This is a genomic window from Sulfitobacter sp. KMM 9851 (genome assembly GCF_057178245.1).
Genome location: NZ_CM169991.1, coordinates 3,179,919 through 3,202,500, shown reverse-complemented (window position 1 = coordinate 3,202,500; position 22,582 = coordinate 3,179,919). Strand labels below are relative to the sequence as shown.

Genomic DNA, 22,582 nt, shown 5'->3' with positions numbered 1-22,582 from the left:
GCCTTAGCTCAGCTGGGAGAGCGCCTGATTTGCATTCAGGAGGTCAGGAGTTCGATCCTCCTAGGCTCCACCAAATCTTCCGGTAACGGAATATCTGGTTGGCATCGCGACATTGTCGCGGTGAAGGGCAACAATCTGACTTGTCGTTTCCAGTCCATTCGGATTAGAAAGCGATATGAAGATATGTGCAATCACAATGGTTTACCGAGACTACTGGGCGTTATCACAATGGTACGCACATTATGTTCGGCACATCGGGGCGCGGAACCTTTACATCATATCCCACGGATATGATGCAACAGTTTCAGAAATGTGTCCTGAGGCAAGCATCATCACCATCCCACGTGACGAGTTGAAAGACTTTGATCGGGTAAGGGGCCGGTTGATGAATGATATACAGTCAGGTCTCAGTAATGTTTATGATTGGATCATCCAGTCAGACGCAGATGAGCTTGTTTGTCTCGATCCAGAACATCATGGTTCTTTTCAAGACCTCTTCGCAGCGGCGAAGGCGCCAGCCCTTTTTGGGTTGGGCCTGAACATCGCTGAGATCGGGGGCGATAAGGATCTGGAACCGGGAGAGATGGCACTGGCACACCGTTCGGTGGCCTGTGTGACCGGCAACTACTCAAAAGCATGGGCGGTTGGAAAGGCGATGCCACTAAGATGGCATGGCGTGTTCTGCGGATACCGCAGGACGGAAAGCTTTCCCTTCGAAATGCCTGAAGGCGTCTATTTTGCACATCTGAAACATGCCAATCTGGCGGCGTTGAAAAGTGCAAACAATGTGCGCCGCAGCGTTGCTAAAACAGTCGGAGACGACTGGAACGTCCTGGGTTGGGCTAAGCCCGATTTTCACGCCAAGCGGTTCTTTGCAAGGCTCTCCGAAATGGATGAAACGCCATGGGATGAGGCAGTCGCGCTGGGACGCAAGGAAATTGGTGAGAACCCGATACGTGACCCTAAGCGAGGCATCGTTAAGCCGCCGTTCATTAACTACCTGGCACGTACGACACTGCCTGACTGGTTCAAAACCTGCTGATAGATTAGATCAGCAAAAGCGCTACGGCGCTTTTGCTCGTCCAATCTGGACGAAATTGACATCGTAAAGAGAGATACTAACAACACTGTTGGTCCCACCGCGTTAGGTGAGGATCTCAGTTGCTGTCATCTTCGGATGACCGGCATGTAGCGGACTGTTTCCTCGGTCTTCTGCGTGTATCGCGGCTGAAACAGACGTGTTGTCCAAGTCAAGTACACTAACCAGAGTAACGATGTTCACCTCCTGCACGGACGGTGGACTATCTACGTTGCTCGTTGTCCAGACGTAGGTCTGGGCGGGAAAAAAGTATGCTTTTGAACCGGAATAAGGATGCACAGTTTCTTACCAGCTTCTGTGCGTCGCGCAGGTTTTGTTGTTCTATGCGGTAACGCTGCAGCGGGGTGTAAATAGCCCTCAAGCAGCGAAGCGGTAGGACGTATAAACAAGTCTTGCTTTTTCTGGATCAAATCAAGCGCGAAAAGGGCGTTTGGTGAATGCCTTGGCAGTAAGAGGCGATGAAAGACGTGATACTCTGCGATAAGCCATGGGGAGCTGAGAATAAGCTTTGATCCATGGATTTCTGAATGGGGCAACCCACCTGATACTGTGTTATTTATCCTACCATTTTGATGGTTATGCGGGGTTCGTCCTCAAGTAGCCCTCTGGGCGGTAGGACAAAATAATGCGGTAAACCAGGTATTTTTAGGCTGAATATATAGGCTTAAAAAGGCAAACCCGGGGAACTGAAACATCTAAGTACCCGGAGGAAAGGAAATCAATTGATACTCCCCTAGTAGCGGCGAGCGAACGGGGACCAGCCGAGCCTCAATTGTGGTTAGAATGCGTTGGAATGCGCAACCAGAGTGGGTGATAGTCCCGTATAAGAAGCATGAGAGGACGTATTAAGTAGGGCGGAACACGTGAAATTCTGTCTGAAGATCGGAGGACCACCTTCGAAGGCTAAGTACTCCTTACTGACCGATAGTGAACCAGTACCGTGAGGGAAAGGTGAAAAGCACCCCGACGAGGGGAGTGAAACAGTACCTGAAACCGAACGCCTACAATCAGTTGGAGGGGCTTTACGCCCTGACAGCGTACCTTTTGTATAATGGGTCATCGACTTGGTCTCACAAGCAAGCTTAAGCCGTTAGGTGTAGGCGCAGCGAAAGCGAGTCTTAATAGGGCGTTGAGTTTGTGGGATCAGACCCGAAACCGAGTGATCTAGGCATGGCCAGGTTGAAGGTAAGGTAACACTTACTGGAGGACCGAACCCACATCCGTTGAAAAGGATCGGGATGAGCTGTGCCTAGGGGTGAAAGGCCAATCAAACTCGGAGATAGCTGGTTCTCTGCGAAATCTATTTAGGTAGAGCGTCATCCGAATACCCTCGGGGGTAGAGCACTGGATGGGTAATGGGGCCCCACAGGCTTACTGATCCTAACCAAACTCCGAATACCGAGGAGTACTAGATGGCAGACACACGGCGAATGCTAACGTCCGTCGTGAAGAGGGAAACAACCCTGACCTCCAGCTAAGGCCCCTAATTCATGGCTAAGTGGGAAAGCAGGTGGGACGACCAAAACAACCAGGAGGTTGGCTTAGAAGCAGCCATCCTTTAAAGATAGCGTAACAGCTCACTGGTCTAAATAAGTTGTCCTGCGGCGAAGATGTAACGGGGCTCAAGCCATGAGCCGAAGCTGAGGATGCATTTATTGCATGGTAGCAGAGCGTAGTGTGACATAAGACTGTGTCTTTATGATCTTTTGTACAACCAAGGTCAGTTACGAGGGTGTTCGCACTCAAGTAGCCGAAGGCGGTAGTGCATAAAAAGGTCAGAAAAGACGTAGTCTTTTCTGTGAAGCCGGCGCGTGAGCGATCCGGTGGAGAGATCACTAGTGAGAATGATGACATGAGTAGCGACAAAGAGTGTGAGAGACACTCTCGCCGAAAGTCCAAGGGTTCCTGCTTAAAGCTAATCTGAGCAGGGTAAGCCGACCCCTAAGGCGAGGCCGAAAGGCGTAGTCGATGGGAACCAGGTTAATATTCCTGGGCCAGATGGAAGTGACGGATCTCGAGGGTAGTTCATCCTTATCGGATTGAATGGGCTGCTTAGAGGTTCCTGGAAATAGCTCCATCGCTAGATCGTACCCTAAACCGACACAGGTGGACTGGTAGAGAATACCAAGGCGCTTGAGAGAACTATGTTGAAGGAACTCGGCAAAATACCTCCGTAAGTTCGCGAGAAGGAGGCCCGGTTTCTAGGCAACTAGAGGCTGGGGGCACAAACCAGGGGGTGGCGACTGTTTATTAAAAACACAGGGCTCTGCGAAGTCGTAAGACGACGTATAGGGTCTGACGCCTGCCCGGTGCCTGAAGGTTAAAAGGAGGGGTGAGAGCTCTGAATTGAAGCCCAGGTAAACGGCGGCCGTAACTATAACGGTCCTAAGGTAGCGAAATTCCTTGTCGGGTAAGTTCCGACCTGCACGAATGGCGTAACGACTTCCCCGCTGTCTCCAACATAGACTCAGCGAAATTGAATTACCTGTCAAGATGCAGGTTTCCCGCGGTTAGACGGAAAGACCCCGTGCACCTTTACTACAACTTCACACTGGCATTAGGCCGAACATGTGCAGGATAGGTGGTGGGCTTTGAAGCGTGAACGCCAGTTTGCGTGGAGCCTCCCTTGAGATACCACCCTTGTTCTGCTTGATGTCTAACCGCGGTCCGTTATCCGGATCCGGGACCCTGTGTGGTGGGTAGTTTGACTGGGGCGGTCGCCTCCTAAATCGTAACGGAGGCGCGCGAAGGTTGGCTCAGAGCGGTCGGAAATCGCTCGTTGAGTGCAATGGCAGAAGCCAGCCTGACTGCGAGACTGACAAGTCGAGCAGAGTCGAAAGACGGCCATAGTGATCCGGTGGTCCCAAGTGGGAGGGCCATCGCTCAACGGATAAAAGGTACGCCGGGGATAACAGGCTGATACTGCCCAAGAGTCCATATCGACGGCAGTGTTTGGCACCTCGATGTCGGCTCATCTCATCCTGGGGCTGGAGCAGGTCCCAAGGGTACGGCTGTTCGCCGTTTAAAGAGGTACGTGAGCTGGGTTTAGAACGTCGTGAGACAGTTCGGTCCCTATCTTCCGTGGGTGTAGGATACTTGAGAGGAGTTGCCCCTAGTACGAGAGGACCGGGGTGAACGATCCACTGGTGGACCAGTTGTTATGCCAATAGCAGTGCTGGGTAGCTATGATCGGACAGGATAACCGCTGAAGGCATCTAAGCGGGAAGCCCCCCTCAAAACAAGGTATCCCTGAGAGCCGAGGTAGACCACCTCGTCGATAGGCCAGAGATGTAAGCGTGGTAACACGTTCAGTTGACTGGTACTAATTGCTCGATAGGCTTGATTTGATCCAGTAGAAGCAAGACTTTTACAATCTTATCAAAAGCATACACATACATTAGCTGTACATGACTTGGACATTTGAGGAATTTATTTGGTTTGGTGATCATAGCGCGAGCAAAACACCTGGTCCCATCCCGAACCCAGCCGTTAAGTGCCGTAGCGCCGATGGTACTGCGTCTTAAGACGTGGGAGAGTAGGTCATCGCCAAACCTAATAAGTTCCTCAAATCAGTATCTCTCTGCGATGATCAATACCAAAACAGCCGCCCCAAAAGGGCGGCTGTTGGCGTTTAAACCAAACCAAAAACTTAAAACTAAAATGCAGGAACATTAGGCATGCATAAGGCGTTCGTCTGCATGAAGTATATTTCCCAAACCGCTGCTGCGATGATCGCGGCCTTTTTCACCACGTCGGTTCAGGCTGATGTCGTTGGTAATGTAGATGTTGATTGGCTTGGCAACGATATCGTTATCGAGGCTGTGGCAGACCCAAAGGTAAAGGGGGTGACGTGCCATCTCGCCTATTTTGATCGGGGGCTGATTGACCGTTTGCAAAAGGGCAATTGGTTCGAGGACCCTTCGAATTCGTCCATATCTTGTCGCCAAACCGGCCCTATTGAAATTGGGGATATCGAAATGGACAACGAAGGCGAGACCGTGTTTAGCGAACGCCGGTCGATTATCTTTAAGACCCTGCGGGTAAAGCGGATATTCGACAAGGAAAACAACACGCTGATCTATATCAGCCATTCCCGTGAAGTTCAGAATGGATCGGCGAAAATGTCGATGTCCACCGTTCCGTTGTACCAAGCCGGGCAATAAGCAAAGCCTTGCCCGCGCCCGCGCGGCCCATTGCCCGCCGCGACAACTGCGATATGCTGCGCGCAACAAGTAACAAAAGCGGGCGGGCAACATGAATACTTCACGCAGAACATTTGCATTCGGACTGGCTGCATTGGGCCTGACGTCGGCCTGCAGCACGGGTGGCGCCATTAGCGCGCGTAGCGGCGGGTCGGTGCCGTCCGACCTGATGCCCGTGCCCAACGCGGGCTATGATGCCTGGGTCGCTTCCTTCAAGACGCGGGCAAGTGGTCAGGGTATCTCGTCCGCGACACTTGCCACTGGTTTTCGCGGCGCGGGCTATCTGCCCGGTGTGGTTAAGCGGGACCGCAACCAGACAGAGTTCAGCCGCACGCTTGAAGATTATCTCGCCATTGCCGCCTCCGAGGAACGGGTGACCAAGGGCCGCGCCGCCTTTGCGCGGCACCGCAGCACCTTGAACGCCATCGAACAGCGCTACGGCGTCGCTGCCGAGATCGTCGCCGCCATCTGGGGCCTCGAGAGCTACTATGGTGAGCGCCGGGGCGACGTGCCGGTGATTTCATCGACGTCGACCCTAGCCTTTGATGGGCGGCGCGGCGCATTCTTTGAAAAGCAGTTAGTGGCGGCGCTTAAGATTATACAGAACGGCGATACCACAGCGGCCAATATGACCGGTTCTTGGGCCGGGGCGATGGGGCACACGCAGTTCATACCCACATCCTATGAAGGGTTTGCCGTCGATTTCACCGGCGACGGGCGTCGTGATATCTGGTCGGACGATCCTTCGGATGCCTTGGCGTCGACAGCGGCTTATCTGTCGCGCAATGGCTGGACACGCGGCGTCAAATGGGGCGGCGAGTTGGGCAGTGTCTCTGCCAGTGCCGGATCAATTTTGCAGCCGCAAGCAGGCGGACCGAAATTTGTGGTGACCAGCAATTTCCGGGCGCTGAAGCGCTACAACAACTCGGACAACTACGCGATCGGCGTTGGCCATCTGGCCGACCGTATCGCAGGGGGCGGGCCAATTCAGGGCAATTTCCCACCCGACGCCAACGGCATGACCAAGGATGACCGTAAGGCATTGCAGACGCGGCTAACCGCACGAGGCTTTGATACGGACGGCACCGACGGTGTAATCGGCCCGAACAGCCGCAAGGCCATCAGCGCCTATCAGCAAAGCATCGGCCTGCCCGCGACAGGCGAGCCGTCGATGGAGTTGTTGCGTCGGTTGGGGTGACGACTGCCGGAATGACAAGATGATCGAAGACCAATATGCGAGGCGAAGGCCTCGCATATTTCGTTTGCACCCTGCACTCGACTCGCTGGATAAACTGCGCCAGTCTTTTCAGAACCGCTGTAAGGCCATGCAGCGGTCTTAAGGGGGACATATGAAAGACTTTCTGATCAATCCGTTGCGTGGCAAGGGTCTGGGCGATGACCAGGAGCTGCCACAGAGTGATGTGGCAGGCGTGGCCGCACTGCTTGCTAAATGTCCAGCGCATTCCCCTACGCCGCTTTTGAACATGACAGCACTTGCCGCAGAGGTGGGCGTGGCACAATTACATGTCAAAGACGAGAGCACGCGCATGGGGCTGGGCAGTTTCAAAGCGCTTGGTGCCGCCTATGCCATAGCCTGCGATGCGGCAGCGCAGGTGCAGGACGAGCGGTGGCACGAGGCGCTGACGGGGCGCATTTATATCGCAGCCAGCGCGGGCAACCATGGGCTGTCCGTTGCCGCTGGCGCGCGGCTGTTCGGGGCGCGGGCGGTCATATATCTGGCACAGACTGTGCCGACGGCGTTTGCAGAGCGTCTGCGCGGGATCGGGGCGCAGGTTGTGCGCGCTGGCGCCACTTATGAAGCAAGCCTCGTGGCGGCACAGGACGCTGCTGAAGCGGGGCAGGGCACGCTGTTGTCGGACGGGTCATGGCCCGGCTACACGCGGCTTCCCTCTCGGGTCATGGAGGGCTATCTGCAACTTGCCGCTGAGGCGGCCGATCAGATCGACGAACCGCCAACACATATCCTGTTGCAGGCGGGCGTTGGCGGTCTGGCGGCAGCGGTGGCTGCTTATGCGCGCGTGGTCTGGGGTGATACGCCGACAATTATAGTGGTAGAGCCTGACGCCGCCCCCGCCTTGATCGAAAGCATTAGGGCGAAAAAAGTGGTCACGACCGCCGGGCCGGTTTCCGACATGGGGCGTCTGGATTGTAAAACCCCGTCGATGGTCGCACTGGCCGGGCTGGCGCGGGAGGCCGATGTTTTTGTCACCATCACCGAAGCGGAGGCGGCGCAGGGTGTAGCGCGTCTGGCTGAGCATGGGTTGGTCACGACGACATCGGGTGGTGCAGGTCTGGCGGCGCTGTTGGCCGGTTTGCCCGACATCGGCCCCGAGGCGCGGGTGTTGGCGATCCTCAGCGAAGGGGCGGAAGATGCATGATCACATGCCGCGCTTCTCTGTGGCGGAGTATCGCGGGCGAGTGGCGCGCCTTCAGGAAGAAATGCAAGCGGTGGATATCGACGCGCTGTTGCTGACGACGGCCGCGGATGTCTTCTATGTCACAGGGTTTCTGACGCGGTTTTGGGAAAGCCCGGCGCGCCCGTGGTTCGTGGTGGTGCCGGTCGCGGGCGCGCCAGTTGCGGTGATCCCTGCCATCGGCGAAGACCTGATGCGCAGCACCTGGGTAACCGATATTCGGACATGGGATGCGCCCGATCCGCTGGATGATGGGGTTAGCCTGCTGGCCGATACGCTGGCGCAATTGGTGCCGGACAAAGGCGCAGTTGGTCTTCCTATGGGGTTGGAAACACATCTGCGCATGCCAATCGCCGATTTTGCCCGGATCACAGCACAGATCGCCCCCCGCAAATTTGTGGATGCCACCGCGACCGTGCAGCGCGTGCGCGAGATCAAATCACCCGCCGAGATCGCCAAGATCCGTGCCACCTGCGACATCGCCAACCGCGCCTTCGCGCGCGTGCCCGACTTTGCGCAGATGGGTCGCCCGCTTGATCAGGTATTCCGCGATTTTCAGATATCGCTGTTGGAGGAAGGAGCCGATTGGGTCAGCTATGTCGCAGGCGGCGCTGGCCACGGGGGATATGGCGACGTTATTTCGCCCGCATCATCGCGGCCCCTTGCGTTGGGTGATGTTCTGATGCTCGACACCGGTGCGGTACGCGATGGGTACTTCTGTGATTTCGACCGCAACTTTTCCATCGGTCCGCCCGACGATGCCGTAACCCGCGCCCATGCGGCGCTATATTCGGCGACCGACGTGGCATTGGAACGCTTGCGTCCGGGGATGACTGCCGCCGAGCTGTTCCAAATTCTGACCGATGCTTTGCTGGCTGAAGGGGCCACGCCCGGCAAAGGGCGGCTTGGTCATGGGCTGGGCATTACCTTGACGGAATGGCCCTCAATCACCGCCAAGGACACAACGGAGCTGCGCGAAGGAATAGTGCTGTGTATTGAACCAGGCGTGCAGATCGTGCCGGGGAAGGTCTTGGTGCATGAAGAAAACATCGTTCTGCGCCGGGATGGACCCGAACTGCTATCGGCGCGCGCACCACAGAAATTGCCGCAATTGCCATGATGATTGGCTTTGATATTGCCTGACGGCCTATGATCGCACGCGACCCCAGTCTGAGAGGTCCTGCGAAGTCTGAACTGTGGCGGACATCTCCAGCGGTGCTACGAGGCTCGGCTGGCGGGATGTTGACGACAGGTTTCTATAGGGCGGCGGTCGTGGGACCAGTCGGCCCATTGTTAAGCCAAGGCGAAGGGCCTCTCTCAGTTTGAGGACGTCTGCTTAACCGTTGCCAGCCCCCCATGGGGGGGGCTGGGGCAGCGTGTACCTATGGCCGCGCTTATGCGCGGTTCCATTCACGGTCGCCGTTCGCATCCTTGACACGTGTCGGCAGGCCGATGGCGTCAAGCAACGAGAAAAGCGGCTCTGGGTCCAGTTCTTCTACATTCAACATGACACCTTTGTCATATGTGCCATCGGCAATCAGCATCGCAACGGCCACAGGTGGCACACCGGCTGTGTATGAGATGCCCTGGCTGCCGACCTCAGCATAGGCGACCTCATGGTCGGCAACATTGTAGACAAATACCTCTACCGGTTCGCCATCCTTGATACCTTTTAACAGATCACCGATGCAGGTTTTGCCCGTGTAATTTGGTGCAAGGCTGGACGGATCAGGCAATACCGCCTTGACCAGTTTGAGCGGAACAACTTCAAGACCCTCAGCGGTGGTCACGGGCTGTTCTGACAAAAGGCCGAGGTTTTGCAGCACAGTGAAGACATTGATGTAGTGATCGCCAAACCCCATCCAGAACCGAATGTCGGCCTGCGGGTAGTTTGCGGCAAGCGAATGTACTTCGTCGTGGCCTGACATATAGGCCTTTTGTTTACCGACGACTGGCAGATCCCATTCGCGGCCAACTTCGAACATTTTGTTCTCTTGCCATGCGCCTTGTTGCCAGCTGTAAACAGTGCCTGTGAATTCTCGAAAATTGATCTCTGGATCAAAGTTCGTCGAGAAGTATTTGCCGTGGTTGCCTGCGTTAATGTCCACAATGTCGATTGAGGTCACTTCATCCATGAACTCATCTACCGCAAAGCGCGCAAACGCGTTTACCATGCCAGGATCGAAACCAGCGCCCAAGATGGCCGTGACACCCGCGGCGGCGCAAGCCTCCCGACGCTTCCATTCATAATTTTCATACCATGGCGGGGTCTCGCAGATTTTGCTGGGATCTTCGTGGATTGCTGTGTCGATATAGGCGGCACCGGTCTGAATACAGGCTTCAAGGACTGTCATATTCACAAAAGGCGAGCCGACGTTGATGACGATCTGCGCACCGGTCGATGTGATCAGCTCAGCAACTGCCGTAGTGTCCATCCCGTCGACCGCATGTGCGTCGAATACACCATCCTGTTTCATAGCGTTTTTGTCGTGCACGCTTTTGATAATCGCCTCGCATTTTGCGACCGTCCTGCTTGCAATGTGCAGATCGCCAAGCGCGTCGTTATTTTGAGCACATTTATGTGCTACAACCTGTGCGACGCCACCCGCGCCAATGATAAGAACATTGCGTTTCATCTATCCAAGAGACCTCATTTGTTTGCAGTTAGGAAAGTGCGGCGGCAAAATCGTCGTAGTCGAAATCGCGCACCATCTGTATTGTTCCATCCAGTTCGCGGATCGCAATGCTTGGCATCTTGACGCCATTGAACCAGTTCTTCTTGACCATTGTGTAACCAGCCGCGTCCTGAAACGAAAGGCGATCCCCGGCCTTTAACGGCTCGCTAAAGCGAAACTCGCCGAAAATATCGCCTGCAAGGCACGATTTCCCGCAGATCATCCACTCTTCTGTGCCTGTGTTCGGGGAAATCTTCGCCGGTTCGCGGTAGATCAGAAGGTCAAGCATATGCGCCTCGATCGAACTGTCGACAATTGCGAGGTTCTTGCCGTTGTGCATCGTGTCCAGAACCGTAACCTCAAGCGTTGCCGCGCCGGTGATTGCGGCCTCTCCCGGCTCAAGATAGACCTGCACACCGAATGTCTGCGCAAACGACTTGAGCCGCGCCGCGAGCCGCTCAATCGGATATCCGTCACCGGTAAAATGCACGCCGCCGCCCAAACTGATCCAGTCCATCTTGTGAATCACTGCGCCAAACCGGTCCTCGATCAGGGTAAGCATCTCGTCGAAACGCGCAAAGCTGTCGTTTTCGCAATTGTTATGGAACATCAACCCGCTGATCTGATCGGCAACCGCGGCAATGGCGTCGGGGTCATGTTCGCCAAGCCGGCTGAAAGGACGCGCAGGATCGGCAAGGTCGAATTCAGACGTCGACACACCAGGGTTCACCCGCAACCCGCGCACATGCCCTTTAGATTCATGCGAAAACTTGGCCAGCTGGCCAATTGAGTTGAAAATGATCTTGTCAGAACAAGCCAGCACCTGAGCGATTTCGTGATCCGCGTAGGCCACCGAATATGCATGGGTTTCGCCCGGAAATTTTTCACGCCCCAACCGCACTTCAAACAAGGAAGACGAGGTGGACCCGTCCATATATTCTGCCATGAAGTCAAAGACTGACCATGTGGCAAAGCATTTGAGCGCCAGCAGGCACTTAACGCCTGACACCTGACGCAGCATGGCGATCTTTTCTAGGTTCGTAAGCAGGCGAGACTTGTCGATAAGGTAATAGGGCGTTTGCACAGCAAAACCTTTCTGTTGTGCCGATACCATCGGCGTGGGCCACGCGCGCGGGCAGGATACTGCCCCACCCAATGAACTGATACGGTGGAGCACCTACATAACACGATCAAATTTGGAAAGGCCGCATCGCATGTGCCACTTTGTCAGCGCAAAATTAAAAGCGAAGCGACAAACCTACGTTTGATGTCGCCCTCATGGATGGCAGACAAGACCAACGTGCACCCATATTTCACGGAGGACGCGTCGTTATCTAGCGTGAGGTTCACACAGTCTGAATTTGCGGAAGTGTGTTGGCTGGGATGGTAGGATTCGAACCTACGGTACACTGTACCAAAAACAGTTGCCTTACCACTTGGCTACATCCCAACACGTGCCGTTAATTAGAGTCCTCGCGCGCGGTGTGCAAGACCCCATTTTCGCAAAAATAGCTCTATTCTTCGCTTGCCTCAACACTCAGCAGGTCACGGCGGGGCAATTCGGCGCGTTCTTGGTCCACGATCTGCTCTAACTCCTTGTCCGCCTTGGCGTCGACATCCTGAACCGGGGCTGGTTGTGGGGCCGAAGTCTCGTCTTCGGGCTCGATCCGGGGCTGAGCCGTGGGGGCGCTGACATCGCCCAGATGCAACAGCCGATAGGTTGGTGCAGGCGCGCTTAGCCCTGCCGCGTCAAAGGCGGCCAATGTCAGGCGGATCGCCTCACCGCGTGCCAGAACGATGCTGGTTTCATTCTGATCAATCCAGCCGGCCATATGCAACGTGATCCAATGGTCATCGACTGATTCGATCCAGGCCGCGGCGTTTGGCGTTTCCAGAACGAAGGGCAGGCTGTGCAGTGTCTCAAGCGCCAGATCGCGCGCTTGGGTCAGGTCAGCGTCGCTGGCCACCGAAAGCGCATAGACAAAGCGGCGTTCGGCGTTGCGCGAGTAGTTGATGATCCGGCTTTTGAAAACGGTGGCATTGGGAATGCGGATGTGATTCCCGTCGAAACTCAGCAAGATGGTGGCGCGGCTTGTCAGACGGATCACCTTGCCGATATCGCCCTCGATCTCGACTGTGTCATTAGGGCGAAACGGCTGGCGGATCGACAGCATGATGGACGCGATAAAGTTCTCCACCGTGTCGCGTACGGCGAAACCGATGGCGAGGCCGACAATCCCCGCCGCGCCCAGAATGCCAGATAGCAGCGCCGTGGCGCCGACGATATCAAGTGCGACCACCAACCCGCCGATCAGAAAGATCAACCGAATGAACTGTCGGTAGATATCGGCGATAAAGGCATTCGGCGCTAGTCGGTCCCACGGTCGGCGCATCCGTGCGAGGGCAAAGCCCGCCAATATGATGATCAAAAACACTCCCAGTGCCACCGCAGCCAGCGGCAGAAATGCAATAGTTTGCGCCATGCGGGTGCGGAACCGTTCGACAGCGGGGTTGAGCCTTTCGACCACATCAGTGGTTTCAAGCACCTTGTTCTCGATCGCCACGACCCCCTCGACGCGGCCCACCAGTTCGGAAAGCCGGGTGGCCGTGGTCATGTCCAATGTGGTGCCCCGCAGGGTGACAATGCCGGACGACACCGTGACCGTTACATTGTCGTAGCCGTCAAGTTCGCCAAGTATGTCACGGATACGGTTGGCGATGCCGGCATCGACATTGGCACTGTCGGTCACAGCGATGGTGCCGGTCGGCTGATCGCTGGTCTGGCTATAGGCAGAAATTGGCAGCAGCAAAAGGCACAGAGCAAGAGTGATAAATCGCATGGGCAAACCCGTTAAAACACAATCCCGTCACCCTAAGCAGCGCTAGCGCCCCTGACAATCCAGCAGAATCGCCCCGGCCCGACCGCCTGCCTCTACAGCCTCATGCGCTTGTGCGGCCTGATCGAGGGCAAAGACCTTCTCGACGGGGCAGTTCAGCGCGCCCTCTTCCAATGCGTGATGCAGTCGCGTGATGGCGCTGTCGCGCAGGCCTCCTGGCAGCAGGTAGATCAGGATGATGTCCAGGGTCACCGCTTTGAACAGCAGCGGATAGAACGGTAGGGTTGGGGTCATCTCGCGGGCGGAGCCATAAGCCGCGATGCGGCCATTGGGCGCGATAACCTGAGTGTCAGCCTGGATGTTTGCACCAAACTCGACTTCGACGATTGTATCAACCAACTTGCCATCATTGGCGTCCAGAATGCTTTGTGCAAGATCGGGGGCTTTGTAGTTCAGCACCACATCGGCACCCGCGGCAGTGACGCGGTCAAAGCTGTCCGGGCTGGACGTCGCGATCACCCGTGCGCCGCCCCATTTGGCCAGTTGCACCGCAAGGATACCGACGGTGCCCGCACCGCCCTGTATCAACACGGTTTCCCCTGCGACACCGCCGCTGCCAAAAACGGCGTGGCAGGCGGTGAGACCAGGGATGCCCAGCGATGCGCCGGTTTCAATTGACACACCCTTGGGCAAGGGCACGGCCTGATGAGCGGGCAGGGTGATGTGGCTTGCGGCGGTGCCAAAGGGGCGCTGCCATTGGCCGTTCCAGATCCACACCGGCTGGCCTATGCGGCTGGCATCTACGCCCGCGCCCACGGCCTCGATTTCGCCCGCGCCATCGCTGTGCGGAATGACCAAAGGAAAGGGTGGCTTGATCACACCGGGGCGGGTGCCGGCACGGGCTTTTACATCAGACGGGTTCACGCCGGAATAGGCCAAGCGCACGCGCACTTCGCCCGCCTTGGGGGCGGGGCTGTCCACCTCGGTAAGGTGCAGCACATCGCGGGCCGCGCCAAAGGAGGAGTATGTAATCGCTTGCATGGTCGGCCTCTCGCTGAGTTGGGTTTTCTCAGTCTGGCCCAAGGTGCCTGCAGGTGCAATCGGCCCGCCAATCATGGGCGGGCCGATATGAAGTTTCCAATGAAGCGGCGGTGTTGCTCAGGCCTCGGTGACTGCGATGCCGGTCAGCTTGGCGTTGGCAGCCTTCTCCATGTCGAGAATTTGGGTCAGCAACTCGTGGCCTTCCTCGTTCTTCAACTCCTTCGCCCACTGGCGAAGGGTGCCGTAACGGGCAATTTCGTAATGCTCAACGGCCTGCGCCGCACCGATCAGGGCAGCACCCAGGGCCTTGCCCGAGGCTTCCTCCATGATGCTTTCGCCTTCCTTGATCAGCCCCTCGATGGCGTCACATTTTTCGCCTTCGGGTTTTGCATCAATGGTGGCAAAGACTTTCTTGAGGATTTTGATTTGTTCCTTGGTGTCTTCCAAGTGGTCGTCAAATGCCTTTTTGAGTTCCTTGGTGGGGGCGGCCTTGGCCATCTTTGGCAACGCCTTGGTCAGTGCGTTTTCGGCATAGTAGATATCTTTGAGCGTATGGTGAAAGGCGTCTGCGAGGGTTTTCATCGGGGGCACTCCTGAGGTGATGTCATGACAGGCAAGGCGGCGTTTCTTCGCCGTGCACTGACAAACGCGACATCGGTGAAATGGTTCCTCGCCGGACCGTCTCTGGGGCCTTGTCTGGTGGTCTTTCGGCGGTCAGTCGCGCAATTCCTGCGCACCGATCCCCCAAAGCCGCGCTTTTGGCGCCCAGCCCTTGTACCCGCCAGAGCGGAGTTCACACCATTCCAATGTGCAGTCGCCCAGACGGGCAACCACGCCCAGTTCCAGCGCGGCGGAGACGGGGGCCTGTGGGTCGGGGCGCACATGCAGCGGCAGCATGTCTTGCTCGACCAGCACGGTGCGGGTGCCCGACAACAGCGAGTAATGCACCCAACCGCCCATGCCGTCGCGATCTTCGACGCGCCGCCAATGGCCGTGTTCAGCCGTGATGCGCAGAGGCATGTCGCGGCGCTTGAACACCCAGTCGATCCGGTGTGATAGGGACGGCCCGCGGCGCACGTTGCCTTCGGCAGCCTTCATGGACACGAAACGGGGAAGCGGCAGATTGGTAACCTGTCCAGTATCTTCGGCCGCAAAACCGGCGAAGGGGATCAGCATGGAAAACACCATGGCGATCATGGCGCATCGAAGAGTCTGGGTTTTCATGGTGCTGCCTGCACTGTCGGTCTGCGATGAATTATTGTTGCTCTTTTTACGGCGCGTGTTCTTGTGCCTCGTCGCCGCTTGGGACACCATGCCCTTGAAAAGGCCAAAGGCCAAGACCGGGGAGAGCAAGGATGTCAAAGAAGCGGCTGAGTGTTGTAGTCACGCGACGGTTGCCCGACGTGGTGGAAACCCGCCTGTCGGAACTGTTCGACGTGAGGTTGCGCGAAGACGACACCCCAATGACGCGCGAGGAATTGGGCGAAGCCATGAAACAGGCCGATGTGCTGGTGCCAACGATCACCGATGAGATCGATGCACCGCTCATCACACAGGCGGGTGAGCGGCTCAAGCTCATTGCAAACTATGGCGCGGGAGTTGACCACATCGACGTGGCCACGGCCCGCCAACGCGGTGTGTTGGTATCCAACACGCCGGGCGTGCTGACCGACGATACCGCAGACATGACCATGGCGCTGATTCTGGCTGTGACCCGCCGGATGCCCGAAGGTATGGCCGTGATGCAATCGGGCGACTGGCAGGGCTGGGCGCCAACCGCGCTGTTGGGTGGACGCGTCGGCGGACGACGCTTGGGTATCCTCGGGATGGGCCGGATCGGTCAAGCCGTGGCGCGCCGTGCACGGGCGTTCGGGATGCAGGTGCATTACCACAACCGCAAGCGCCTGCGCGATGAGGTCGAGACCGCGTTGGAGGCGACCTATTGGGAAAGCCTTGATCAGATGGTCAGTCGTATGGACGTGATCAGCATAAATTGCCCCCACACGCCCAGCACCTTTCATCTGATGAATGCGCGGCGGTTGGGTCTGGTGAAACCCGATGCGGTGATCGTGAATACGTCGCGTGGCGAAGTGATTGACGAAAATGCGCTGACCCGGATGCTGCGCGCCGGAGAGATCAAGGGGGCCGGGCTCGACGTTTATGAGCATGGGCGCGAGATCAACCCGCGCTTGCGTGAATTGCCCAACGTGGTGCTGTTGCCACATATGGGGTCGGCCACGCTGGAGGGGCGGATTGAGATGGGCGAGAAGGTCTTGATCAACATCAAGACCTTTGACGACGGCCACCGCCCGCCGGATCAGGTCGTCCCGTCGATGCTGTAGCGTCGGAGCGGATGCGCCGCGCGCCAGTTTGTTTTTAGAGTGAGGGGCTCTGTCCCTCACCCCCGAGTTTGTTCGGCAAGGTGAAAGGGAACAGCGATGCGTTATTTTTTCGGAGTTTTGGGATTTATTCTGGCTGGCGCGGCGTCGGCGCAGCAGGCTGCGGATGCGGTGGCACCAGAGGCGGCGGGCGTCGGCGGGTTTTCGGGGCTGTCAGCGGCAGCGACTGCCGCCTTGGAGGCAAAGGCACTGGGCAAGCCGGTGGTGGCAAAGAACTGGATGGTGGCTGCCGCCAACCCTCATGCGGTGCAAGCCGGGGCCGACGTCTTGGCGCGCGGTGGCACGGCGGCGGATGCGCTGGTGGCGGTACAGGCAGTGCTGGGGCTGGTCGAGCCGCAGTCCTCGGGTCTGGGCGGCGGTGCGTTTCTGGTTTGGTATGATGCCGCTACGGGCGAGATGACCACGCTGGACGGACGCGAGACAGCGCCTCTGGCGGCCACGCCGCGGTTGTTTCAGAATGAGAATGGTGAACCTCTGGGTTTCTTTGACGCGGTCGTTGGCGGACTGTCCGTTGGCACGCCCGGCACACCGGCCCTTATGGCCGAGGTACATCAGCGTTGGGGAAATCAGGATTGGGCCGATCTGCTGGCCCCGGCCAGGCAGATGGCTGACGCAGGTTTTGTCGTGTCGCCGCGTCTGGCGGGGCTGGTTGCGGATGACGTTGACCGCTTGGCATCCTCACCCGATACGGCCGCCTATTTCCTACCGGATGGTGTGCCGATCACGGCGGGTACGGTGTTGAAGAACCCGGCCTATGCCGAGACATTGCGGGCATTTGCCACTCAGGGCGCTGCGGCGTTCTATGGCGGTGACATCGGCGATCAGATTGTCGCGGCCGTGCGCGGGGCGACAACGCCCGGCGTTCTGTCTGACCTCGATCTGGCGATCTATCAGGTCAAGGAGCGTCCCGCGGTCTGCGCGCCCTACCGTGGCCACGCAGTTTGCGGCATGGGGCCACCATCGTCGGGGGCGGTGGCCGTGGGGCAGATACTGGGCCTGCTCGAAGGGTACGACCTGAGCGCGGGGCCGCAGGATGCGCAGGTGTTGCGGTTGATCGGTGATGCCTCGCGTTTGGCGTTTGCCGACCGGGGGCGATACCTTGCGGACAGTGATTTCGTGCCGGTGCCTGTCGCCGGGTTGCTTGACCCAGCCTATGTGGCGGACCGGGCCAAGGTGCTGCGCGGTGATGATGCGCTGCCCGAGGTTACCCACGGGGAACCCATCTTTGATCATGCGCTGAACTGGGCCGACGATCAGGCGATTGAGCTGCCGTCGACCTCGCACATCTCGATTGTGGACGGGATGGGCAATGTCGCCAGCATGACCACGACCATCGAAAACGGCTTTGGCAGCCGGGTGATGGCCGGGGGATTTTTACTGAACAATGAACTGACGGATTTTTCGTTCAAGAGTCATGTGGACGGCGTGCCGATTGCCAATCGGGTCGAGCCGGGCAAACGGCCGCGGTCGTCGATGGCCCCGACGATCGTAACAAAGGATGGCAAACCTGTGCTGGCGCTGGGCAGCCCCGGTGGCAGCCGGATCATCGGTTATGTCGCAGGGGCGATCGTGGCCCATGTCGATTGGGGGATGGACGTGCAGCAGGCTGTGGCAGCACCCCATGCCGTCAATCGCTTTGGCACCTTTGATCTGGAAGAGGGCACGGCGCGGGCCGAGATGGCCGATGCGCTGACCGCGATCGGATTTGAAACAGAAGTGCGGGCGCTGACGTCAGGCCTGCATATGATCGCAATTGGCGATGATCTGCGCGGCGGGGCGGACCCGCGCCGCGAAGGCATAGCAATGGGAGAATAACAGATGGCTCAGGCATTGGACCTGCCGCGCAACGCGGCGGGGATCGCGACGGTACTCGACGTGCTGCGGCAACAGTTTGGGGATCGGTTGCAAACCGGTCAGGCCATCCGTGCGCAACACGGCCACACGACCACCTGGATCACGAACCAGGCCCCAGACGCCGTGATCATGCCCAACTCGACCGAGGAGGTTTCGCAAATCGTCACGGTCTGTGCTGCACATAAGGTGCCAGTTATCGCCTTTGGCACCGGTACATCCCTTGAGGGCCACGTGAACGCGCCCGCGGGCGGCATCTGCATCGACCTGATGCAGATGGACCGCGTGATGGAGGTCAATGCCGGTGATCTGGATTGCCGTGTACAGCCGGGGGTCACGCGCGAGGCGTTGAATATCCATCTGCGCGATCAGGGTCTGTTTTTTCCGATTGATCCGGGGGCCAATGCGTCGATCGGAGGCATGACAGCGACACGGGCCAGCGGCACCAATGCGGTGCGCTATGGCACGATGAAGGACAACGTGCTGAGCGTCGAGGCGGTGATGGCGGATGGCCGGGTGATCCGCACCGCCAGCCGGGCGCGCAAATCCTCTGCGGGCTACGACCTGACGCGGCTGATGGTGGGGTCTGAGGGGACATTGGGTATCATCACCGAAGTCACGCTCAAGCTGCAGGGCATCCCCGAGGCAATTTCTTCGGCGAGCTGTTCCTTTCCCACGGTAGAGGCCGCCTGCCAGACAGTGATGGCGGTCATCCAATACGGCCTGCCGGTCGCGCGGATCGAACTGTTGGATGCCATGGTAGTCAAAGCCGTGAACGCCTATTCCAAGCTCAGCCTGCCGGAAACACCGCTGCTGCTGCTGGAATTCCACGGATCGGACGCGGGCGTGAATGAGCAGGCCGAGACCTTTGGCATGTTGGCCGAGGAATACGGCGGCAGCGGCTATGCCGCGACCACGACTGCCGAAGAGCGTAATAAACTATGGCAGGCGCGGCACGATGGCTATTGGGCCATGCTGGCGCTGCGGCCCGGGTGCAAAGCGGTGGCGACGGATGTCTGCGTGCCGATCTCGCGGCTGGCCGACGCTGTGGGGGCGGCACAGCAAAAGGCAGCGGAAATGAACCTGATCGCGCCTATCGTGGGCCATGCTGGCGATGGTAATTTCCACGCGTCGCTGTTGATTGATATGGAAGACGCAGATGAGGTCGCACGCGGCGAGGCGTTTGTCAGTTGGTTGAACCATCTTGCAATTTCGATGGACGGCACCTGTACCGGTGAACACGGCATCGGGCAGGGCAAGAAGCCCTATCTGGTCAAGGAACTGGGCGGCGCGGTCGAGGTTATGGCGGCGATCAAACAGGCGTTGGACCCTGACAACATCCTGAACCCGGGCAAGATATTGCCGGGCTGACTTGCGTTTGTCCCCTAGCCGTCGGTGGGGGAGGTCGGTTTTTTGCCATGTTGGGTCGGCTGTTGCGCGCGCTCTTTTGGGGCGGCGACTACAACAGGGGCAACATATCTGTCAGGGAATCGAGACATGAAAACGCAAGTCAAAGCATTGGTCGTGGGCGGTGGTGCTGTTGGCACGTCGATTGCCTATCATCTGGCCCGCGCCGGTTGGGATGATGTGATGCTGCTGGAGCGGGATGAGCTGACCTCAGGCTCCACATGGCACGCGGCGGGGTTGCTGCCCCTATTCAACATGTCCTTTGCGACGACCCACATCCATCAGTATTCCGTAGAGTTCTACAAGACGCTGGAGGCGGAAACCGGGCTGAACGCCGGGTTCGCCGTGGTGGGCAATTTGCGAATGGCGCAATGTGATGCGCGGATGGACGAATACAAGCTCTATGCCTCGACCGCCGAAACCTGCGGGGTGCCCTATGAATTCATGACCCCCGATGAGGTCAAAGCGAAATGGCCACTGATTGAGACATCTGACCTGAAAGGGGCGCTGTATCACCAGACTGACGGCTATATTAACCCCGCCGATGTGACGATGGCGATGGCCAAGGGCGCGCGTCAGCGCGGTGTGATGATCGAACGTAAGTGGCAGGCCGACGCGTTTCACTGGAACGGCACCCATTGGGAGGTGACGGCGACCAAGATGGTCGAGAAGGGCGGCAACCTCATCCCCTCTGACGAGCAGGTCGTGATTATTGCCGAACATGTTGTCACAGCCTCGGGCAACCATGCGCAGCGCACGGCGAAGATGCTGGGCATCAAAATGCCAGCGATCCCGGTGGAACACCAGTTTATCGTGATGGACCAAGACCCGGCACTGGTGAAATTCCGGGCCGAGGGACATGCCGAGCACCCTGTGATCCGCGATGCGGATGCACAAAGCTATGTGCGTGAGGAACGTGGCGGCTGGATATTGGGTGTTTACGAAAAAAATGCGCCCGCTCGGTTTGAATATGGCGTGCCCGACAGCTTCCGCGCTGATCTGTTCCAATTGGATCTTGAGCGTATCGAAGACCAATACGCCGCGATGATCCACCGCATTCCGTCATGTGAAGACAGTGGGCTGAAGGACGATTTCAACGGTCCGATCTGTTATACCCCCGATGGTAACCCGTTGGTTGGCCCGGCCCCCGGACTGCGCAATATGTGGTTGGCTGAAGGCTTCAGCTTTGGCATCACTGCGGCGGGCGGCACCGGGTATTATCTTGCGCAGATGATGGTGGAAGGCGAGGCCGAGATTGACATGGCGTCGCTTGACCCCAAACGCTACGGCAACTGGATGACCACCGAATTTGCCGCGCGCAAAAACGAGGAGTGTTACGACCACGTCTACATTCTGCACCACCCAGATGAAGAGCGCCCGGCCTGCCGTCCTTTGCGCACTTCACCCGCCTATGACCGCCAGGCGGCCCGTGGCGCGCAGTTCGGCTTTGTAAACGGCTGGGAGCGGCCGAACTATTTTGCCCCGATGGGGTTCAACGATCACGACAGCCGCAGTTTTCGTCGTGGCGGATGGTGGCAATACGCAGTGGAAGAGGCCAAGGCGGTGCGTGAGGGTGTCGGCTTGATCGACGCGACGGCCTTTACCAAGCACGTGGTCAAGGGCCCCGGTGCGACAGCTTTTCTTGACTGGTTTACGTGCAACAAACTGCCATCGGTCGGCCGTATCAACCTGACCTATGCGCTGACATCGCACGGCACGACACGCACGGAATATACGATCGTGCGGACCGGCCAGGATGCCTATTACCTAGTCTCCGCCGGGGCCTGGACCGCGTACGACAGCGATTACCTGCGTAAGGCAATCGAAGATAAAGCGCCCGAATTCGGCTATATCGAATGTCATGACGTGACCACCCAATGGGGTGTCTTTGCCATCGCCGGGCCTAAATCGCGGGACGTGTTGAAAGAGATCATCAAAGACGCGGACCCCGAAACGGCGCTGAGCAACAAACGTTTTCCCTGGCTGACAATGCGCAGCATCGAATTGGGCATGTGTCCGGTTCAGGCGATCCGTGTGGCCTATACAGGCGAGTTGGGCTGGGAATTGCATCACCCGATCGAGATGCAGAATTACCTGTTCGACCAGCTGGAAAAGGCCGGTGAAAAGCACGGGATGAAGCTGGTCGGCGCGCGGGCGCAGAACTGGCTCCGTCAGGAAAAATCCTACCGTGCCTTCGGCAATGAACTGGGCCGTGACGCCACACCGCTAGAGGCCGACCTGCCGCGATTTGTGGACCTTTCCAAGGACTTCTACGGCAAGGAGGCGATGCAGGCGCATGGCATCCGAACCAAATGTGTAACGGTCCTGATCGACGGGCCAGAGGACGCCGATCCGTGGGGCCGCGAAGTGCTGTATCATGCGGATGGGCGCACCGGGCGGTTGACCTCGGGCGGGTATTCGGTGGCCTTTGGCAAGAGCATCGGCATCGGGTACGTCAAACAGGAACACGCCGAAGTGGGTACCAAGTTGCAGGTCAAGATCATGGACCAACTGTGGGACGCGACGATTGTCGAAGACAGCCCTTATGATCCGAAAAACACCACCATCCGCGTGGATGGGTGAACGCCTGCGGGGCCGGAATTTTTTGAAAATTCCGGCCCGATTTCTTTAAAAGA

At 57.9% G+C, this 22,582-nt stretch carries 15 protein-coding genes, 2 tRNA genes and 2 rRNA genes (1 of these 19 running past the window's edge); 12 read left to right on the top strand and 7 right to left on the bottom strand.

The genetic code is table 11. The features are described from left to right. The 8 genes from AC1965_RS15845 to AC1965_RS15810 all read left to right on the top strand — a co-directional run. Positions 1 to 73 (top strand) — tRNA-Ala (locus tag AC1965_RS15845); it begins 3 nt to the left of the window's first position. 102 nt (positions 74 to 175) lie between these two features. Beyond that, positions 176 to 1,042 carry a glycosyltransferase family 2 protein gene (locus AC1965_RS15840; RefSeq protein WP_483884808.1) on the top strand — a complete coding sequence of 289 codons (867 nt, stop codon included), beginning with the start codon at positions 176 to 178 and terminating at the stop codon, positions 1,040 to 1,042. Between the two features lie 466 nt (positions 1,043 to 1,508). Continuing rightward, positions 1,509 to 4,446 (top strand): 23S ribosomal RNA (locus AC1965_RS15835). A gap of 90 nt (positions 4,447 to 4,536) precedes the next feature. Continuing rightward, positions 4,537 to 4,651, top strand: a 5S ribosomal RNA gene (rrf, locus tag AC1965_RS15830). A 146-nt stretch (positions 4,652 to 4,797) separates the two neighbouring features. Further along, positions 4,798 to 5,262, top strand: coding sequence for a CreA family protein (locus tag AC1965_RS15825; RefSeq protein ID WP_483884807.1), 465 nt, complete (start codon positions 4,798 to 4,800; stop codon positions 5,260 to 5,262). Between the two features lie 91 nt (positions 5,263 to 5,353). Further along, positions 5,354 to 6,499, top strand: a complete 1,146-nt coding sequence (locus AC1965_RS15820) for a lytic murein transglycosylase (protein ID WP_483884806.1) — start codon at positions 5,354 to 5,356, stop codon at positions 6,497 to 6,499. A 151-nt stretch (positions 6,500 to 6,650) separates the two neighbouring features. Next, complete coding sequence (locus tag AC1965_RS15815; RefSeq protein ID WP_483884805.1) at positions 6,651 to 7,700, top strand: pyridoxal-phosphate dependent enzyme; 1,050 nt, start codon at positions 6,651 to 6,653, stop codon at positions 7,698 to 7,700. Continuing rightward, positions 7,693 to 8,856, top strand: coding sequence for a M24 family metallopeptidase (locus tag AC1965_RS15810; RefSeq protein ID WP_483884804.1), 1,164 nt, complete (start codon positions 7,693 to 7,695; stop codon positions 8,854 to 8,856). The genes AC1965_RS15815 and AC1965_RS15810 overlap by 8 nt, the downstream gene beginning before the upstream one ends. Before the next feature lie 274 nt (positions 8,857 to 9,130). Here AC1965_RS15810 and AC1965_RS15805 read toward each other — a convergent pair whose 3' ends face one another. The 7 genes from AC1965_RS15805 to AC1965_RS15775 all read right to left on the bottom strand — a co-directional run bounded on the left by AC1965_RS15805 (position 9,131) and on the right by AC1965_RS15775 (position 15,486). Next, positions 9,131 to 10,372, bottom strand: coding sequence for a saccharopine dehydrogenase family protein (locus AC1965_RS15805; RefSeq protein WP_483884803.1), 1,242 nt, complete (start codon positions 10,370 to 10,372; stop codon positions 9,131 to 9,133). Between the two features lie 28 nt (positions 10,373 to 10,400). Continuing rightward, positions 10,401 to 11,495, bottom strand: coding sequence for a carboxynorspermidine decarboxylase (gene nspC / locus AC1965_RS15800; RefSeq protein ID WP_483887065.1), 1,095 nt, complete (start codon positions 11,493 to 11,495; stop codon positions 10,401 to 10,403). 291 nt (positions 11,496 to 11,786) lie between these two features. Next, positions 11,787 to 11,861, bottom strand: a tRNA-Gln gene (locus AC1965_RS15795). 64 nt (positions 11,862 to 11,925) lie between these two features. Next, complete coding sequence (locus AC1965_RS15790) at positions 11,926 to 13,251, bottom strand: mechanosensitive ion channel domain-containing protein (protein WP_483884802.1); 1,326 nt, start codon at positions 13,249 to 13,251, stop codon at positions 11,926 to 11,928. A 42-nt stretch (positions 13,252 to 13,293) separates the two neighbouring features. After that, positions 13,294 to 14,289 carry an NADPH:quinone reductase gene (locus AC1965_RS15785; RefSeq protein WP_483884801.1) on the bottom strand — a complete coding sequence of 332 codons (996 nt, stop codon included), beginning with the start codon at positions 14,287 to 14,289 and terminating at the stop codon, positions 13,294 to 13,296. Between the two features lie 117 nt (positions 14,290 to 14,406). Further along, positions 14,407 to 14,871: a YciE/YciF ferroxidase family protein gene (locus AC1965_RS15780; RefSeq protein WP_483884800.1), complete on the bottom strand. Its 465-nt coding sequence runs from the start codon at positions 14,869 to 14,871 to the stop codon at positions 14,407 to 14,409. 132 nt (positions 14,872 to 15,003) lie between these two features. Next, a complete protein-coding gene (locus AC1965_RS15775) occupies positions 15,004 to 15,486 on the bottom strand; it encodes an SH3 domain-containing protein (protein WP_483887064.1) in 483 nt (160 codons plus the stop codon). A 158-nt stretch (positions 15,487 to 15,644) separates the two neighbouring features. On the opposite strand from AC1965_RS15775, the gene AC1965_RS15770 reads away from it, so the two are divergent. The 4 genes from AC1965_RS15770 to AC1965_RS15755 all read left to right on the top strand — a co-directional run bounded on the left by AC1965_RS15770 (position 15,645) and on the right by AC1965_RS15755 (position 22,529). Continuing rightward, positions 15,645 to 16,631 carry a 2-hydroxyacid dehydrogenase gene (locus AC1965_RS15770; RefSeq protein WP_483884799.1) on the top strand — a complete coding sequence of 329 codons (987 nt, stop codon included), beginning with the start codon at positions 15,645 to 15,647 and terminating at the stop codon, positions 16,629 to 16,631. Between the two features lie 96 nt (positions 16,632 to 16,727). Further along, on the top strand, positions 16,728 to 18,503 hold the full coding sequence (gene ggt / locus AC1965_RS15765; RefSeq protein ID WP_483884798.1) for a gamma-glutamyltransferase: 1,776 nt from the start codon (positions 16,728 to 16,730) through the stop codon (positions 18,501 to 18,503). A 3-nt stretch (positions 18,504 to 18,506) separates the two neighbouring features. Next, positions 18,507 to 19,910 carry an FAD-binding oxidoreductase gene (locus tag AC1965_RS15760; RefSeq protein ID WP_483884797.1) on the top strand — a complete coding sequence of 468 codons (1,404 nt, stop codon included), beginning with the start codon at positions 18,507 to 18,509 and terminating at the stop codon, positions 19,908 to 19,910. Between the two features lie 126 nt (positions 19,911 to 20,036). Next, positions 20,037 to 22,529, top strand: coding sequence for a GcvT family protein (locus AC1965_RS15755; RefSeq protein WP_483884796.1), 2,493 nt, complete (start codon positions 20,037 to 20,039; stop codon positions 22,527 to 22,529). Positions 22,530 to 22,582: the final 53 nt, after the last annotated feature.

Excerpts from the sequence above, each read along its gene's own strand:
- AC1965_RS15840 (WP_483884808.1), top strand. The coding sequence starts at position 176 with ATGAAGATATGTGCAATCACAATGGTTTACCGAGACTACTGGGCGTTA.
- AC1965_RS15825 (WP_483884807.1), top strand. The coding sequence starts at position 4,798 with ATGAAGTATATTTCCCAAACCGCTGCTGCGATGATCGCGGCCTTTTTC.
- AC1965_RS15820 (WP_483884806.1), top strand. The coding sequence starts at position 5,354 with ATGAATACTTCACGCAGAACATTTGCATTCGGACTGGCTGCATTGGGC.
- AC1965_RS15815 (WP_483884805.1), top strand. The coding sequence starts at position 6,651 with ATGAAAGACTTTCTGATCAATCCGTTGCGTGGCAAGGGTCTGGGCGAT.
- AC1965_RS15810 (WP_483884804.1), top strand. The coding sequence starts at position 7,693 with ATGCATGATCACATGCCGCGCTTCTCTGTGGCGGAGTATCGCGGGCGA.
- AC1965_RS15805 (WP_483884803.1), bottom strand. The coding sequence starts at position 10,372 with ATGAAACGCAATGTTCTTATCATTGGCGCGGGTGGCGTCGCACAGGTT.
- AC1965_RS15790 (WP_483884802.1), bottom strand. The coding sequence starts at position 13,251 with ATGCGATTTATCACTCTTGCTCTGTGCCTTTTGCTGCTGCCAATTTCT.
- AC1965_RS15785 (WP_483884801.1), bottom strand. The coding sequence starts at position 14,289 with ATGCAAGCGATTACATACTCCTCCTTTGGCGCGGCCCGCGATGTGCTG.
- AC1965_RS15780 (WP_483884800.1), bottom strand. The coding sequence starts at position 14,871 with ATGAAAACCCTCGCAGACGCCTTTCACCATACGCTCAAAGATATCTAC.
- AC1965_RS15775 (WP_483887064.1), bottom strand. The coding sequence starts at position 15,486 with ATGATCGCCATGGTGTTTTCCATGCTGATCCCCTTCGCCGGTTTTGCG.
- AC1965_RS15770 (WP_483884799.1), top strand. The coding sequence starts at position 15,645 with ATGTCAAAGAAGCGGCTGAGTGTTGTAGTCACGCGACGGTTGCCCGAC.
- ggt (WP_483884798.1), top strand. The coding sequence starts at position 16,728 with ATGCGTTATTTTTTCGGAGTTTTGGGATTTATTCTGGCTGGCGCGGCG.
- AC1965_RS15760 (WP_483884797.1), top strand. The coding sequence starts at position 18,507 with ATGGCTCAGGCATTGGACCTGCCGCGCAACGCGGCGGGGATCGCGACG.
- AC1965_RS15755 (WP_483884796.1), top strand. The coding sequence starts at position 20,037 with ATGAAAACGCAAGTCAAAGCATTGGTCGTGGGCGGTGGTGCTGTTGGC.